We start from the raw sequence: 16,110 nt of genomic DNA on the forward strand, positions 1-16,110 counted from the left end.
ATAAAGGGGTAGTAAAGAATGCCTAACAGTCAAAAGATTCGTCATTCGTTATCATCTGCGCAGTCTGGTATGTGGTTTGCGCAACAATTAGATCCGCTTAATCCGATATATAATACTGGGGAATATGTAGAAATAAACGGAAATATTTATCAAGACATTTTTGAATTAGCTGTACGTAAAGTTGTAAGGGAAGCAGAGGCACTTCACGTCCGCTTCGAAGAGGATGAAATTGGCCCATGGCAAGTTGTTGAAGAATTACAGTTTCATATGCATTTTATTGACGTTCGTAAAGAAGAAAACCCAGAAGAAGCTGCTAAAGTATGGATGAAAAATGATTTATCTATACCAGTCAATTTGAAAAAAGATACATTATTTACTGAAGCACTTATTCAAGTTGAAAATAATCGTTTCTTTTGGTATCAGCGCATCCATCACATTGTGATGGATGGCTATGGATTTTCACTTCTTAGCCAAAAGGTAGCGAATGAGTATACATCACTTATAGAAGAAACAAACAAGAGTGAAAAGCCATTTGGTTCTCTTGCAAAAGTCGTGCAAGAAGATATCGAGTATCGTGAGTCTAAACAATTTCAGGAAAATCGTACTTTTTGGTTAGAAAAGTTTGCAGATGCCCCAGAAGTTGTAAGTTTGGCAGAACGAGCACCGAGAACATCAAATGGATTTTCACGAGAAACAGCTTATTTATCTAGTTCTAGCACGAAAACTTTACTAGAAGATATCAATATTTCGTTAACAAGTTGGCCGGAATTCATTGTGGCTGTAACAAGTATTTATATGCATAAATTAACAGGTGAAAATGATATTGTTTTAGGTTTACCGATGATGGGACGTCTAGGTTCTGTATCTATTCATACACCAAGTATGGTAATGAATTTAGTTCCACTTCGTATTACAGTAACTCCAAATATAACTCTTGCGGAATTATTGCAGCAAGTTTCTAAAGAAATCCGAGATGTACGTCGCCATTATAAATACCGTCATGAGGAATTAAGAAGAGACTTAAAGTTACTAGGTGAAAATCAAAGGTTGTTTGGACCGTTAGTGAATGTTATGCCTTTTGATTACGGGCTTAATTTTGCTGGAAATCGTGGTATTACGCATAACTTATCAGCAGGACCTGTAGATGATTTATCGATAAATGTATATAAACGTTTTGATCAAAATGAGCTAATGATTCATTTTGATGCGAATCCCGAAGTATATAATGGGGCAGAGCTAGCATTGCATAAAGAAAGATTTATGAATCTATTTGAATTAGTAATAAATAATTATGAGAAAAACGAGCCGATTGGAAAAATAAACATTACTCTGCCTGAAGAAAATCATAAAGTTTTATTGGAATGGAATGAAACGAAGGAAGACGATGAGTTAATCAGTTTACCTATATCATTTGAAAAACAAGTGCAAAAAAATCCAAATAAACTAGCGATTACTTGTGACGGTGTAATCCTTACGTATAAAGAGCTAAATGAACGAGCGAATGAACTAGCACATTATTTAGTAGAAGAAGGAATACGACCAAATCAGTTTGTAGCTTTAGTATTCCCTAGATCAATAGAAATGGTAGTTAGTATGCTAGCAGTCTTAAAGGCTGGTGCAGCGTATTTACCAATAGATCCAGAATACCCAGCAGAAAGAGTTAATTATATAGTAAATGATGCAAAACCAGTTTGTATCATAACACATTCATCTGTTTCATCTAAGTTAGTTATAGAAAAGGATATGAAAAAAATTGTATTAGATGACGAAGAAACGAAACTAGCGTTACATACATATTCTCGTATGAATATAGCATGTAAGAATGATGTATCACTTTTAAACCCAGCCTATACAATATATACTTCAGGCTCAACAGGAAACCCAAAAGGTGTAATTGTTCCTATGAGAGGTTTAAGTAACTTTTTAATGGCTATGCAGCAAAAGTTTTCATTAAATGAAAATGATCATTTATTAGCAGTTACAACGTTTGCGTTTGATATTTCTGCTCTAGAAATTTATTTACCTCTTATTAGTGGTGCAAGTTTAACAATTGCGCAAAAAGAAGACATACAAGAGCCATCAGCATTAACGACACTTTTACAAGAAGAAAGAGTGACAATTATGCAGGCTACACCGACGCTTTGGCAGGCGTTAGTAACTGATTATCCAGAGAAGCTACAAGGGCTAAATATACTTGTTGGTGGTGAAGCTCTCCCAGCGCATTTAGCAAATAAATTAAAAGAATTAGGTTGTTCAATAACTAATTTATATGGACCAACTGAAACGACGATTTGGTCTACTTTCATGAACATTGATGAAGGTGAAAAGGGTATACCACCTATTGGAAAGCCAATTTGCAATACAGAAGTGTATGTATTGGATGCAGGGCTACAACCAGTTCCACCTGGAATTATTGGTGAATTATATATTGCAGGGGAAGGACTTGCAAGCGGATATTTAGGAAAACCTGAGTTAACAGCTGAACGGTTTGTTGCAAATCCTTATGGAGAATCAGGGAAGCGCATGTACCGTACAGGAGATCTTGTGAAATGGCGTAGTGATGGTGCGTTAGAGTACATTAGTCGCGCAGATCATCAAATTAAAATTCGTGGATTCCGAATTGAATTAGCTGAAATTGAAACGGTATTACAACGACATGAAAATATTCAACAAGCGGTAGTAATGGTACGAGAAGATCGTCCAAATGATAAACGCATCATTGCGTATATCGTTGCAGAAGAAAAGGAACCGATTAATCTTTCAGAAATTCGTTCTTATGTTTCAGAAAGTTTAGCGAATTATATGATACCATCGGCATTTGTTGTGCTAGAAGAATTACCATTAACGCCAAATGGTAAGGTTGACAGAAAGAAATTACCTGCTCCTGATTTTAATGGAATGAACAATGAGAGAGTTGCTAGAAATCCGAAAGAAGAAATATTATGTGATTTATTTGCAGAAGTACTAGGTGTTTCTCGAATTAGCATTGATGATAATTTCTTTGAAATGGGTGGACATTCACTTCTCGCATCTCGTTTAATGGCAAGAATTCGTGAAACGTTAAGTGTGGAATTAGGAATCGGGAAACTATTTGAATCACCAACTGTTGCCGAACTGGCGAAACAATTAAACCATGCAAAAAGTGCAAGACCAGCTATTCAGAAAGCAAGTAGGCCAAATGAAATTCCACTTTCATTTGCACAGCGCAGGTTATGGTTCTTAAATTGTTTAGAAGGTCCAAGTCCTACTTATAATATTCCGCTAGTCATTCGTATGAATGGAATATTGAATCGGGAAGCATTACAAGGTGCTTTTTATGATGTAGTTGAGAAACATGAAACACTTAGAACAATTTTCCCTAACGTATTAGGTAGTTCCTATCAGAAAATTTTAGATATGGAAAACTTAAATCTAGAAATGGTAATAACTAATACATGTAAAGATGAATTAGAAAGTGTACTTTCAAAGGCGGTAAGATATAGTTTTAACCTCGATATTGAGCCGGCAGTTCGTTTGCAACTTTTTACAGTGAGTGAAACCGAACATGTATTATTAATTCTATTGCATCATATTGTAGGTGATGGCTGGTCATTACAGCCGTTAACGAGAGATTTTACAGCGGCGTATAAAGCACGATGTCAAGGTGACAGAGTTCAGCTGGAGACACTACCAGTTCAATACGCAGATTATGCACTTTGGCAACAGCAATTGCTAGGTGATGAAACGACACCAGAGAGTCTTATTTCAACACAATTAGATTTTTGGAAAGAAGAACTTAAAGGTTTACCAGACCAAATGGAGTTACCTACAGATTTCCAGCGTCCAATTGAGACGAGTTACCGCGGGGAAACAATTCATTTTCATATAGATGAAGGTATGCATAGTAGGTTAGTAGAGCTTGCACGTAAAAATGGAGTTAGTTTGTTTATGGTATTGCAAGCAGGGCTTAGTGCACTATTTACAAGATTAGGTGCAGGCACTGATATACCAATTGGAAGTCCGATTGCTGGAAGAAATGATGATGTACTTTCAGATATTGTTGGTTTATTTGTAAATACATTAGTGTTACGTACAAATACGTCAGGAGATCCAAGTTTTAAAGAATTATTAAATAGAGTGAAGCAGGTAAATCTTGCAGCTTATGAAAATCAAGATGTTCCATTTGAAAGGCTTGTTGAAGTGTTAAATCCAGTACGTACTCGAAACAGCCACCCGTTGTTTCAAGTTATGTTAGCTTTTCAAAATACACCAGAAGCAACGTTTCATGTACCAGGTTTAGAAGCGAGCCTTGAAATTCAAAGCGTTGGTTCTGCAAAATTTGATTTAACATTTGAAATTAGTGAGAGTAACGAGGTTGATGGTACTCCGAACGGTTTACATGGATTACTAGAGTTTAGTACCGATTTATATAAACGTGAAACGGTTCAAAAACTAATAGAACGATTCATTTTGTTATTAGATGATGCAGCTACAAATCCGGATCAATCAATTGGCAGATTAGAAATATTAACTGTAGCAGAGAAAAATACAGTGTTAGAAAAGTGGAATGGTGGTTTTCAAATTGCACCAGAAATGACATTGCTACAATTGTTTGAAAAGCAGGCTCATATAAATGCAAATTCTATAGCTGTTGTCTTTGAAAATAAGAAATTAACTTATGAAGAGTTAAATAGAAAAGCAAATAAAATTGCTCGATTCCTAATAGCAAAAGGGATTGGTCCTGATCAACTCGTTGCTTTAGCGATGCCAAGATCATTAAACATGGTTGTAAGCTTATTAGCTGTTCTTAAAGCTGGTGCTGGATACCTTCCGTTAGATCCAGATTACCCAGCAGACCGCATTTCATTTATGCTACACGATGCGAAACCATCATGTGTTTTAACGAATTCAGAAGTGGAAATTGAATGTGATGAGACACTAAAAGTTTTAGTTGATGATGTGAAAGTAATAGCAGAAGTTGAGAAATATAGTGATGACAATATTGATGAAGTGGAACGAATTAAGCCATTATCTCCATCACATATTGCTTACGTTATTTATACGTCAGGCTCAACGGGTAGACCGAAAGGCGTTATGATACCTCATCAAAATGTAGTAAGACTTTTAGGAGCAACTGATCATTGGTTCCAGTTTGACGGAAACGATGTTTGGACGATGTTCCATTCATACGCTTTTGATTTCTCGGTTTGGGAAATTTGGGGACCTTTATTATACGGAGGGCGTTTAGTTGTAGTTCCACATACTGTAAGTCGCTCACCAAAAGAATTTTTACAGCTTCTTGTTAAAGAAAAGGTTACGGTTTTAAACCAAACTCCATCAGCGTTCTATCAATTGATGCAAGCAGATCGTGAAAATGAAGAGATTGGCCAAAAATTATCTTTACGATATGTTGTTTTTGGAGGAGAAGCACTTGAGCTAAGTCGCTTAGAAGATTGGTATAGTCGACATCCTCATAACGCACCAAAGCTTATTAATATGTACGGTATTACGGAGACGACAGTACATGTTAGTTATATTGAATTAGATGAAACTATCGTCTCTTTACGAGCAAATAGTTTAATTGGGTGCAGTATACCTGACCTTAAAGTGTATGTGTTAGACAACTATTTACAACCAGTGCCACCTGGAGTAGTTGGAGAAATGTATGTTGCAGGTGCAGGGCTTGCGCGTGGATATTTAGGAAGAGCAGGATTAACGGCTGAACGCTTTATCGCAGATCCATTTGGAAAGCCAGGTACAAGAATGTATCGTACAGGAGACTTAGCTCGCTGGCGTAAAGATGGGACGCTAGATTATATAGGACGTGCAGATCATCAAATAAAAATTCGTGGATTCCGAATTGAATTAGGAGAAATAGAAGCAGTCATAATGAAGCACCCTAAAGTTGAGCAAGTAGCCGTTATTGTACGGGAAGATCAACCAGGGGATAAACGGTTAGTTTCTTATATCGTTGCATCAAATAATGAAGCGATTGATACGAATGAAATGCGTCAGTTTGCTAGTGGTAGTTTACCAGATTATATGGTTCCATACGCTTTTGTAGTAGTAAATGAGTTACCTTTAACTCCAAACGGTAAATTAGATAGAAAGGCATTGCCAGCTCCAGAATTTATCGCATCATCTTCTAGTCGTGGTCCAAGAACACCGCAAGAAGAAATGTTATGTGACTTGTTTACAGAAGTGCTAAGTGTACCTCAAATTGGAATTGATGACGGATTCTTTGATCTTGGTGGCCATTCACTCCTTGCAGTACAGCTTATGAGCCGCATTAAAGAGGCGCTTGGAGTGGAACTAAACATTGGTACTTTATTTGCAGCACCGACTGTTGCAGGGTTAGCTGAAAGACTTGAGATGGGGAATGGTCAAAGTGCACTTGATGTGTTGCTTCCATTACGAGCAAGCGGGGATCAATTACCACTATTTTGTGTACATCCAGCAGGTGGATTAAGTTGGTGCTATGCAGGACTTATGAAATCTTTAGGAACAGATTATCCAATCTATGGTGTACAAGCACGTGGTATTGCTAAAAATGAAGAACTTCCAAAAAGTTTAGAGGAGATGGCGGCGGATTACTTGAAACACGTTCGTGAAGTACAGCCTCATGGACCATATCGTTTATTAGGTTGGTCGCTTGGAGGAAATGTTGTGCATGCAATGGCGGCGCAATTACAAAATGAAGGGGAAGAAGTAGAATTACTCGTTATGCTTGATTCTTTCCCTGGACACTTCTTACCGAATACGGAAGCGCCTACTGAAGAGGAAGCGTTAATCGCATTACTTGCTTTAGGCGGATATGACCCAGATAACATGGATGGTAAACCACTTACAATGGAAAGTGCAGTTGAAATCCTTCGTAAAGATGGAAGTGCATTAGCAAGTCTTGAAGAAGAGACTATATTGAACTTGAAAGAAACATATGTAAATTCAGTAGGGTTGTTAGGGAAATATGTACCGAAAGTTTATAACGGGGATATCTTATTCTTTAGATCTACTGTTATACCAGACTGGTTTGATCCTATTTCTCCAAATACGTGGCTAAATTATTTAGATGGGCAAATTGTGCAGCATGATATTGACTGTAGACATAAAGATTTATGTCAGCCAGGTCCACTTACGGAAATTGGACAAGTATTAGCGAAATATTTGCAGAATAAGAAAGGGGTAAGTAGAGTATGACGAATCCATTTGAAAATGATAATTACACATATAAAGTATTAATAAATGAGGAGGGCCAGTATTCTCTCTGGCCTGCTTTTCTCGATGTACCTATTGGCTGGAGTGTCGTATATGAAGAAGCTAGTAGGCAGAGCTGCTTAGAATATGTTGAATATAACTGGAAAGATCTGAATCCAAAAAGTAATCAAGTTCGTGAAAAAACATTAGCAGGAAAACGATAATGAAAGCAAAACTAAATCCAAAAGTAGTCGTAAGTATCGTTTATATAACTGCGATGTTTATGGCTGCGATGGACGCAACGATTGTAAATGTAGCACTACAAACGATAAGTAAAGAACTACAAGTACCTCCATCTGCAATGGGGACGGTTAATGTTGGGTATTTAGTTAGTTTAGCTGTTTTCCTTCCGATTTCTGGTTGGTTAGGAGATCGATTTGGTACGAAAAGAGTATTTTTAATTGCTCTTTTCGTATTTACAATTGCCTCTGCTTTATGCGGAATGGCTAACGATATTACTTCATTGAATATTTTCCGTATCATTCAAGGTGCTGGTGGAGGGCTTTTAACACCGGTCGGAATGGCGATGTTATTTCGAACATTTTCACCAGAGGAAAGACCGAAGATTTCTCGGTTCATTGTACTTCCAATTGCTGTAGCACCAGCAGTTGGTCCTATCATAGGTGGTTTCTTTGTAGATCAAATGTCTTGGCGTTGGGCATTTTATATTAATCTACCGTTTGGAATCGTTGCATTGCTATTTGGACTTCTATTTTTAGCAGAGCATGTTGAAAAATCAGCTGGTCGCTTTGATTCTCTCGGCTTTATTTTATCAGCACCAGGATTTGCGATGCTCATATATGCACTCAGCCAGGGGCCATCAAAAGGGTGGATTTCTCCAGAAATTATGAGTACTGGGATAGCTGGGGTTGTATTCATTACATTGTTTATAATCGTAGAACTGAAAGTAAAGCAACCGATGTTAGATTTACGCTTATTAAAAGAACCAGTCTTTAGAAAGATGAGCCTTATATCATTATTTTCATCAGCTGGTTTACTAGGAATGTTATTTGTTTTTCCACTTATGTATCAAAATGTGATAGGAGTTTCCGCGCTGGAATCAGGACTTACGACATTTCCAGAGGCGATTGGATTAATGATTTCTTCACAAATTGTGCCATGGTCATATAAAAAATTAGGAGCGCGAAAGGTAATTTCTATTGGATTAATTTGTACCGTGGTTATCTTTGTTTTATTAAGTTTTGTAAATCACGATACGAATCCGTGGCAAATCCGCGCATTATTGTTTGGCATCGGTATTTTCTTAGGTCAATCTGTCGGTGCGGTTCAATTTTCTGCCTTTAACAATATCACGCCGCCTTCTATGGGGAGAGCGACTACTATATTCAATGTGCAAAATCGACTAGGTTCAGCAATAGGAGTAGCTGTTTTAGCTAGTATACTAGCTGGTTTTGGAAGTAATAACGCTCAATCCGATTTTTTACCATATCAAGCAGCACTAATTGGATCAGCAATATTTTTGCTCATAGCACTACTATTTTCTTTACGTATTTCCGATAAAGAGGTAATGTCAAAGAAGAAAGAAAAAACATTATCTGTATCAAAAAAAGAGAAAGTACTTGTCAATGAATAACAATATACGTATGCTTTCTTATGAAAATTGATATTCGTTGAATAAAGGAGAGTTTACATGATAGAAAGTAAAGTTGTAGATTCTGTTCCAACTTTGAATGAGAATGATTGTCAAATATGGTGGGCAAGAATTTCGGATTTACAATCATGGCATTACAAATTACTAAATGATATAGAGCAAGAGAAAGCAAATTCGTATCACCATTCGGCAGATCGAGCTCGTTTTATAATAGGTTGCGTAATAAGTAGATTAGTTCTCGGTAAGATACTTTCTATGTCACCAGTCCAAGTACCAATTGATCGAATGTGCTCAGTATGTAAATTGCAGCATGGAAGACCACAATTACCAGAAGGTATGCCGCAATTATCCGTTTCACATTCAGGTGAGTGGGTTGTCGTTGCTTTTACAAAATCTGCACCTGTTGGCATAGATGTAGAACAAATGAATCCAAATGTAGATGTTATGAAAATGGCAGAAGGTGTATTAACAGACATTGAAATAGCGCAAGTTATGAAACTGCCAAATGAACAGAAAATAGAAGGATTTTTAACATATTGGACTCGAAAAGAAGCGGTGCTGAAAGCGACAGGTGAAGGACTAATGATTCCGCCAGTACATATTACAGTATCAGCTCCAAATGATCCTCCAAACTTGTTGGTTTTTAAGGATAGACAAGAGTTAGCAAGTAATACAATGATGGAAGATGTAAGGCCTAGTTTAGATTATAGGGCCTCTGTTGCAATATTCAGTAAGGAAGTGACTGAAATTACGCAATTAGATGCGGCAGCACTTTTAAATCTTAAATAAAAAAATTATAGAAGAGGTGTTCCTCATGTTAGTAGCGGAAAATAGAAAGAATGAATTCACTTATAACGTACAAGCAATTAAAAATATTTTATTTTCTGGAGATACATCATCCATTCATGCTTTAGAAAAGCTTTTAAATGATACAGTTCAGTTTGATGTTATTGAACAAGAGGCACTTGGTAGACAGTACATTCCGAAAGAAGCAAAGAATTTCTTTGATAAAGATGGAACGTTTCTTTACCGTGTATCTAATGTTAGTTATAAAGGCAAGGTGTTATCTGAAAATCTAATTTTTGCAGACACTTCGTTTTTACCGGACGCAATAAAGAGTGAATTAGAGAGTGGAAATATTCCTGTTGAAAAGCTTATAGAAAAGATGGAAGTAAGAAGAAATGTATTATATGAAGGATATCAGCCATCTGGAAATATTATTGAATTGTTTGATGGATGTTCTGTTACAGCGAATGTGTATCCAACTAGAAAGTATCAAATTGTAAGTAAATGCAAATGTGTATTTTATATTTGTGAAGTGTATCATGCAGAGAATATAAAGCAATTGCTTAAATAAAACCAAGAAACCAGCCTATAAAATGGCTGGTTTCTTGGTTATTTAACAGCTTCTTTTAATTCTTTACCTGCTTTAAATGCAGGAACTTTACCAGCGGCGATTTGAATTTCTTCGCCAGTTTGCGGATTACGTCCTGTACGAGCAGATCTTTCGCGCACTTCAAAAGTTCCAAAACCGATTAGTTGAACTTTATCGCCAGATTGTAATGCATTAGCAATTGTGTCAAATACGGATTGTACAGCTGCAGAAGCGTCCTTTTGAGAAATATCAGCTGATTGAGCTACGTTTTTAATTAATTCTGTTTTGTTCATGTTTTCACCTCATAAAAAAATTTTTGGAATGAATGTTTTAGTATAATAGATAGTAAAGATAAAGCTATCACTATGATTAGATAGAATACTATATAATTATGTTAATTTCGTTGCAAGAGACTGAATCCCTTCTATTATTTAGGGATTAATTAAGAATCGATGCATATAAAAAGCTTTAATATGAGGATGAGGGGGAGTATATGAATGATTTTTCGTGAAAAAAATGAGAAGGAAAGTATATTAATTCGTCAACATGATCATGGTTTTTTAGCTGGAGAGATTGCAAAGCATATAAAAGAAGACTTTTTTGAAGGTAAAACATATTTAAAAGAAACAGTTGATGCAATATATGAGCATGACAGAGGATGGATAGAGCTAGATAAAGTACCAATTTTAAATGATGCTAAAAATATCCCATATACATTTATGGATTGTCCAAGCCCATTACGTTTTGTTTTTTATACGATTGGTTTGAATGAAATTGAAAATTCTAATCCATACGGGGCATTGCTTTGCAGTAAACATTTTTTATCATTTCCACTAAACGAGGAAGATGAAGAGATGATGTCATTTTATAAACATGAATTAGAACGACAAAAAAGAATTTTGAAAACGTTAACAAAGGAACAGTTTGCGATGTTTGATAAACATTATAGATTATTAAAGTTTTGTGATGAACTTTCTTTATACGTATGTATGAATAAGCATGGTGTAAAAAAGAAAGATGAAATTGATTTATTTAAAGATGGTTTTGAAGGAACAGAAATGTTTAATAGTAAGGATGAGAAACTTATTCAAGCTGAATGGGTGGACGAGGAAACAATTCGGATTACACCATTTCCATTTCAAACGGAATTTCATACGTATGTAAAATATAAAACGATAAATAAGCATGAAATGAAAGAAAAAGGGATTGCAAAGGTTGATAGAGAATCGGAAACGAAGAAACAAATTATTCGTTTCATACAATAGGGAGGTAATATAAATTGAAAGATTATATATTAAAGCAGTTTGATTACCATGCTTGGGCTAATACTAGATTATTCGATCGATTAAAAGAGTTACCAAACTATGAGACAATTTTTAAGGAGCAGATACAGAGTGTATTCCCATCCATTAAGGATACTTTTGTGCATATTTATATTACAGATCAAGTGTGGTTACACATATTGCATGGTAAAAGTATGAATGAAGCAATACAAGACCGAGAAGATTTACGAAAACAAATTGAAACTAAATCGTTACATGAATTAGAAAAAATGTTTGAAAACAGGGCAAATCAATATAAAGACTTTTTAATTACAATACAAGATGTGAATGCTGTATTTGTTATTGAGAACCCATATGCAGGGGCATTAGAAACTTCGATTTTAGAATTAGTGCAACATGTCGTAAATCATGGTACATATCATAGAGGAAATATAACAGCGATGATCCGTCAACTTGGTCATTCGTCGACAATGATGGATTTTGTACTGTATTTACATATGGTTAAAAAGCAGGGAGAGTAATATAGTTTGTAAGAAGGAGAGGCTTTAATTATAGAAGTCTCTCCTTCTATTTTATTCCGCATTCATGGTAGATCGACTGATTAAAGTTTTCTTAAGAAGCTTTATTTTCTTGTAATTGCTTAGCGTATTGTACAGCCTTAAATGCATTGACTCTACCATTTTTCCAGTACGTACCTGTACCACTAATTTTATCAGAAGTTGACTCAATAATTTGGCGGATTTGTGTATTGCTATATCCTTGATTTGCTAAAAGGGCAGCGACTCCTGCAACATGAGGTGTTGCCATAGATGTACCACTTAATGATTGATACGTACTTCCTTTATATGTGGAATATATATTTGAACCTGGTGCTGCAACATCTACCCAGCTACCATAAGTAGAGAATGAAGATTTTCTATCTGATTGATCTGTAGAAGCAACTGCAATTACTTCGCTGTAATAAGCAGGGTAATTAGCTTTTGTATTTCCAGCATTTCCAGCAGCTGCAACTATAACAGAGCCTTTATTCCATGCATATTGAACGGCTTGTTGTAATGCAGTACCACCATTTGGAGCTCCTAAACTTAAACTAATTACTTTTGCACCCGAATCAGCAGCTTCTCGAATACCTTGCGCTACAGCATCAAGAGTACCACTTCCTTGATTATCTAATACGCGGACAGCATAAATTGAAGTTTGTGGGGCAACACCAGCAATTCCGACGCTGTTATTCGTAAGTGCTCCAGTAATTCCAGCGCAATGTGTACCATGACCATTACCATCATCAGATGTATTGTCGTTATCAACATAGTCATGCCCGTAAATTACTTTCGAAGCCAAATCAGGGTGTGAGCCTTGAACTCCTGTATCAATAATAGCTACTTTTACACCAGGATCACTTCGTTGGCTATCCCAAGCTTGTGGAGCTTGAATCTTTTGTAATCCATATTGATTATTAAAATATGGGTCGTTTGGAGTCCAAAAGGCGTGAACGTAATAATTCGGTTCTGCATATTCCACATCTGGATTATTTTTATAACTCTTTATTTTTTCTTTTACAGTACCTTTTGAAAATTGTACGACTTCAAAACCTAACTTATCATCTTTAGATAAGACATTAGCTCCGACAGATTTATGAAAAGATTGCACATTACTTAAAGATGTATTTTGTTTGAACTTAACGATTAATTGGTTAGGAACGTAATCAGTAGATGATGTTTCAGCACTTGAAGTATTCGTGTTAAAGAAGAAACCACCAATAATAAATGATAAAACAGATAGGAAAACAATGATTTTGTTTTTCAAAAGATTTTTCCTCCCTTTTCTTGGATGAGTTTTTCAGCGACACTTTAATGTCGCATTCCTTTTCAACTATATAGTTAGACCATACGATTTATGACATTTATGTGAAAAACTTTTGGAGGAATAAAAAGGAGTAAACATTGATATAAATATATTTTTAATGATAGTAATTAAGTAAAAGAGGGGATGAAAAAAGGAATGCCCATCATGTATGAGTCATTCCTTTTTTCATAGATTAACTTGCCTGTTTTTTATTATTTTCTTTCAATTTCTCTGCTTGTAAAAAGCGATTCGTTTCAGCAACAACAATACTACTTAATCCAATTAGACCAATTAAGTTTGGAATGGCCATAAGTCCATTTGCAATATCAGCAAATGTCCATACGATTCCTAGCTTTAAATTAGCACCAATTGCAATCATGACGATAAAGATTGCTTTATAATATTTAACAGCACTTTCTCCGAATAAATAAGCTACACATTTTTCTCCATAATACGACCAGCCTAAAATAGTAGAGTAGGCAAATAAAATAATTGCGATACCGAGAATCATACTACCAGCAGTACCAAATACAGATTGGAATGCAAGTGTTGTAGCTTCAACGCCAGTTTTACCAGATTTCCAAGCACCTGTAGTAATTAATACTAGTCCTGTAATTGTACATACAATAAACGTATCTAGAAAAGTACCAGTCATTGAAACTAAAGCTTGTTTTGCAGGGGAATCAGTTTTTGCAGCCGCAGCAGCAATTGGTGCACTCCCTAAACCAGCTTCGTTCGCAAATACACCACGCGCCATTCCGATTTGAATAGCTGATGCAACTGTTGCCCCAATAAAACCACCAGCAGCTGCTGTACCATTAAATGCACCAGAAAAAATAAGTGAAAATGCTTCAGGAATTTGGTCGTAGTGATAGAAAATAATTATAAGACCAGCAATTATATAAAAGAAAGCTTTAATAGGAACAATATATCCCGTCACTTTCCCAATTTTTTTTACACCGCCTAAAATAACAATTGCGATTAAAAATGCCATTAGTATACCAGTTAAAGCAGGAGGGAAAGAGAAATTAATTCGCATTGCCTCTGCAACTGAATTAGATTGCACCATATTACCAATACCGAAAGAAGCAGTTGTACCGAATATAGCGAATAATACTGCTAGCCATTTCTTACCTAAACCACGTTCTAAATAATACATTGGCCCACCTGAATATTCACCATTTTCATTACTAACACGGTATTTCACTGCAAGTATTGCTTCAGCATACTTTGTTGCCATACCGAACAATGCGGTAATCCACATCCAAAATATTGCACCAGGTCCACCTATAGTAACAGCTGTTGCAACACCAGCTATATTTCCCATACCAATCGTTGCGGCCATAGCTGTCATAAGTGCTTGGAAGTGACTAATATCTCCAGAAGAAGTAGTATCTTCTGATTTTTTAAAAGCTAGTTTGTGAGCGTATAATAGTTTACTAAACTGTAAACCTTTTAAACGCACTGTGAGAACGACACCAGTTCCAACGAGTAGCAGCAAAGTTGGTAATCCCCACACGTATTGATTTAGTTGTTCTAATACTTTACTTACTGTCTCCATCTTTATTCTCCTTTTTTAGAAAAAATAAAAACCACTTCAAGTAAATGAAATGGTCTCTGGAGAAACAAGGGATAGAAAAATAAACCGATACAATCGGCTTTTTCTTTCGCTTGTCTCTGTCCTTTTACCTGAGAGATTATCCGCTAAAGTAGCGGATTTGCTCCTTCGGTGCTCGTTTTCCTCCGCGCTCTATAAAAGCGAGAGGGAGTCTCTCCAGAGATTCGTCCCCATGCAGTTCTACTTGTAACCAAGACCTGAGAGTTTCAAAGTTGGTATAACAACTTTTTGCCCCGTCGGTAGATCAATAGACCTTCTCCTGAATGGTTCATCCGAATTATAAAATTTATAAACACATTGATTGTAAATCAATAAAAATATTATAGACATACAAATTGTGAATTGCAATCATTTTTTATTTTAAAATAGTAAATAGTTTTATTTTTTTGTAAGTCCTAATTTATCTTCAACTTCATTTAAAGTAGATAAAGCGATGACAATATGTTGATCCGCAAGTCCTAAAGCTTGTGTTGTTTTTTCAATAGTTTCATTGGTTGGAATAGAGTTATTTGTTCCGTCTATAATCAAATTTGCTGCATTTTTCATGAAATTTGATGCGGATTTAAACTGAGTTGTGAATTGAAGTAGTTGTTTTTGTATATCTATATCTGTGATGTTTTCTTCAATTTTAAGTGTGTCTATTTCGTTCATAATTGTTTCATACTGCTTGGAAACGGCATTCATTGTAACTAATAGTTTATTTCGATCTACTGAATCTCCATTCGTGTTAATCTCTTCCCAGGCAGGCAACCAATCTTTTTCGATGATGTTATTATAAGTAGTAGTCAATTCATTAATTTTAGGTTGTAATTTCGTTTTGAAAGTTTTTGTATCCGCTGTTTCTACAGGTGCTTTTTCGTTGTTATTTTTAACATTAGTAACGTAGAAAATTGTACCGAAAATGATGAAAATAGAAATAATAACTGTCCATTTAGTAAAAAGTAATTTCTGCAATATGTAACGCCTCCAAAATTTAAAAACTTATAATTATAATATATAACAATAATGTTGTTTTAAGTAGAGAAAATAGGTTAGAAATGATTTAAAATATATCTTTTCTATACATAAATGAGGGTGTTGCAAAACTCATAAATATCCAAAAATGAATGCATAAAGAAACCCGTTTTCCTGGAAGAATGATAGT

11 protein-coding genes and 1 riboswitch are annotated in these 16,110 nt (G+C 35.6%); of the genes, 7 read left to right on the forward strand and 4 right to left on the reverse strand.

Features of this window, described 5'->3' with window-relative positions; translation table 11 throughout:
• Positions 1 to 18 precede the first annotated feature (18 nt).
• From ACQRBL_RS11275 to ACQRBL_RS11295, 5 genes are read left to right on the forward strand one after another with little or no spacing between them, the layout of a single operon-like run.
• A complete protein-coding gene (locus ACQRBL_RS11275; protein WP_411996205.1) occupies positions 19 to 7,176 on the forward strand; it encodes an amino acid adenylation domain-containing protein in 7,158 nt (2,385 codons plus the stop codon).
• Positions 7,173 to 7,397, forward strand: coding sequence for an MbtH family protein (locus ACQRBL_RS11280; RefSeq protein ID WP_000184060.1), 225 nt, complete (start codon positions 7,173 to 7,175; stop codon positions 7,395 to 7,397). The genes ACQRBL_RS11275 and ACQRBL_RS11280 overlap by 4 nt, the downstream gene beginning before the upstream one ends.
• Positions 7,397 to 8,827 carry an MDR family MFS transporter gene (locus ACQRBL_RS11285; protein WP_023521874.1) on the forward strand — a complete coding sequence of 477 codons (1,431 nt, stop codon included), beginning with the start codon at positions 7,397 to 7,399 and terminating at the stop codon, positions 8,825 to 8,827. The genes ACQRBL_RS11280 and ACQRBL_RS11285 overlap by 1 nt, the downstream gene beginning before the upstream one ends.
• A 57-nt stretch (positions 8,828 to 8,884) precedes the next feature.
• Positions 8,885 to 9,634: a 4'-phosphopantetheinyl transferase Sfp gene (gene sfp, locus ACQRBL_RS11290; protein WP_023521875.1), complete on the forward strand. Its 750-nt coding sequence runs from the start codon at positions 8,885 to 8,887 to the stop codon at positions 9,632 to 9,634.
• 25 nt (positions 9,635 to 9,659) lie between these two features.
• Positions 9,660 to 10,202, forward strand: coding sequence for a hypothetical protein (locus ACQRBL_RS11295; protein ID WP_000959124.1), 543 nt, complete (start codon positions 9,660 to 9,662; stop codon positions 10,200 to 10,202).
• A gap of 38 nt (positions 10,203 to 10,240) precedes the next feature.
• Here ACQRBL_RS11295 and ACQRBL_RS11300 read toward each other — a convergent pair whose 3' ends face one another.
• Entirely contained in the window at positions 10,241 to 10,513 is a 273-nt protein-coding gene (locus tag ACQRBL_RS11300) for an HU family DNA-binding protein (protein ID WP_001043905.1), read from the reverse strand.
• 204 nt (positions 10,514 to 10,717) lie between these two features.
• Between ACQRBL_RS11300 and ACQRBL_RS11305 the strand changes: the two genes are divergently transcribed.
• Positions 10,718 to 11,485, forward strand: coding sequence for a DUF3891 family protein (locus ACQRBL_RS11305; protein WP_411996204.1), 768 nt, complete (start codon positions 10,718 to 10,720; stop codon positions 11,483 to 11,485).
• Positions 11,486 to 11,499: 14 nt separating this feature from the next.
• The gene (locus ACQRBL_RS11310; protein WP_411996203.1) at positions 11,500 to 12,024 is read left to right on the forward strand and encodes a DinB family protein; all 525 of its coding nucleotides are present in this window, start codon (positions 11,500 to 11,502) and stop codon (positions 12,022 to 12,024) included.
• Between the two features lie 91 nt (positions 12,025 to 12,115).
• Here the strand turns inward: ACQRBL_RS11310 and ACQRBL_RS11315 are convergent, their stop codons facing one another.
• The 3 genes from ACQRBL_RS11315 to ACQRBL_RS11325 form a co-directional block, all read right to left on the reverse strand.
• Positions 12,116 to 13,309 carry a S8 family peptidase gene (locus tag ACQRBL_RS11315; protein WP_065483475.1) on the reverse strand — a complete coding sequence of 398 codons (1,194 nt, stop codon included), beginning with the start codon at positions 13,307 to 13,309 and terminating at the stop codon, positions 12,116 to 12,118.
• A gap of 232 nt (positions 13,310 to 13,541) precedes the next feature.
• Positions 13,542 to 14,909, reverse strand: coding sequence for an alanine/glycine:cation symporter family protein (locus ACQRBL_RS11320; RefSeq protein WP_411996202.1), 1,368 nt, complete (start codon positions 14,907 to 14,909; stop codon positions 13,542 to 13,544).
• A 106-nt stretch (positions 14,910 to 15,015) separates the two neighbouring features.
• Positions 15,016 to 15,136: riboswitch (glycine riboswitch) on the reverse strand.
• Positions 15,137 to 15,344: 208 nt separating this feature from the next.
• Complete coding sequence (locus ACQRBL_RS11325; RefSeq protein WP_001170868.1) at positions 15,345 to 15,920, reverse strand: hypothetical protein; 576 nt, start codon at positions 15,918 to 15,920, stop codon at positions 15,345 to 15,347.
• Positions 15,921 to 16,110: the final 190 nt, after the last annotated feature.

This window comes from Bacillus sp. AF62 (assembly GCF_050312695.1).
Classification (GTDB): Bacteria; Bacillota; Bacilli; order Bacillales; family Bacillaceae_G; genus Bacillus_A; species Bacillus_A cereus.

Excerpts from the sequence above, each read along its gene's own strand:
- ACQRBL_RS11275 (WP_411996205.1), top strand. The coding sequence starts at position 19 with ATGCCTAACAGTCAAAAGATTCGTCATTCGTTATCATCTGCGCAGTCT.
- ACQRBL_RS11280 (WP_000184060.1), top strand. The coding sequence starts at position 7,173 with ATGACGAATCCATTTGAAAATGATAATTACACATATAAAGTATTAATA.
- ACQRBL_RS11285 (WP_023521874.1), top strand. The coding sequence starts at position 7,397 with ATGAAAGCAAAACTAAATCCAAAAGTAGTCGTAAGTATCGTTTATATA.
- sfp (WP_023521875.1), top strand. The coding sequence starts at position 8,885 with ATGATAGAAAGTAAAGTTGTAGATTCTGTTCCAACTTTGAATGAGAAT.
- ACQRBL_RS11295 (WP_000959124.1), top strand. The coding sequence starts at position 9,660 with ATGTTAGTAGCGGAAAATAGAAAGAATGAATTCACTTATAACGTACAA.
- ACQRBL_RS11300 (WP_001043905.1), bottom strand. The coding sequence starts at position 10,513 with ATGAACAAAACAGAATTAATTAAAAACGTAGCTCAATCAGCTGATATT.
- ACQRBL_RS11305 (WP_411996204.1), top strand. The coding sequence starts at position 10,718 with ATGATTTTTCGTGAAAAAAATGAGAAGGAAAGTATATTAATTCGTCAA.
- ACQRBL_RS11320 (WP_411996202.1), bottom strand. The coding sequence starts at position 14,909 with ATGGAGACAGTAAGTAAAGTATTAGAACAACTAAATCAATACGTGTGG.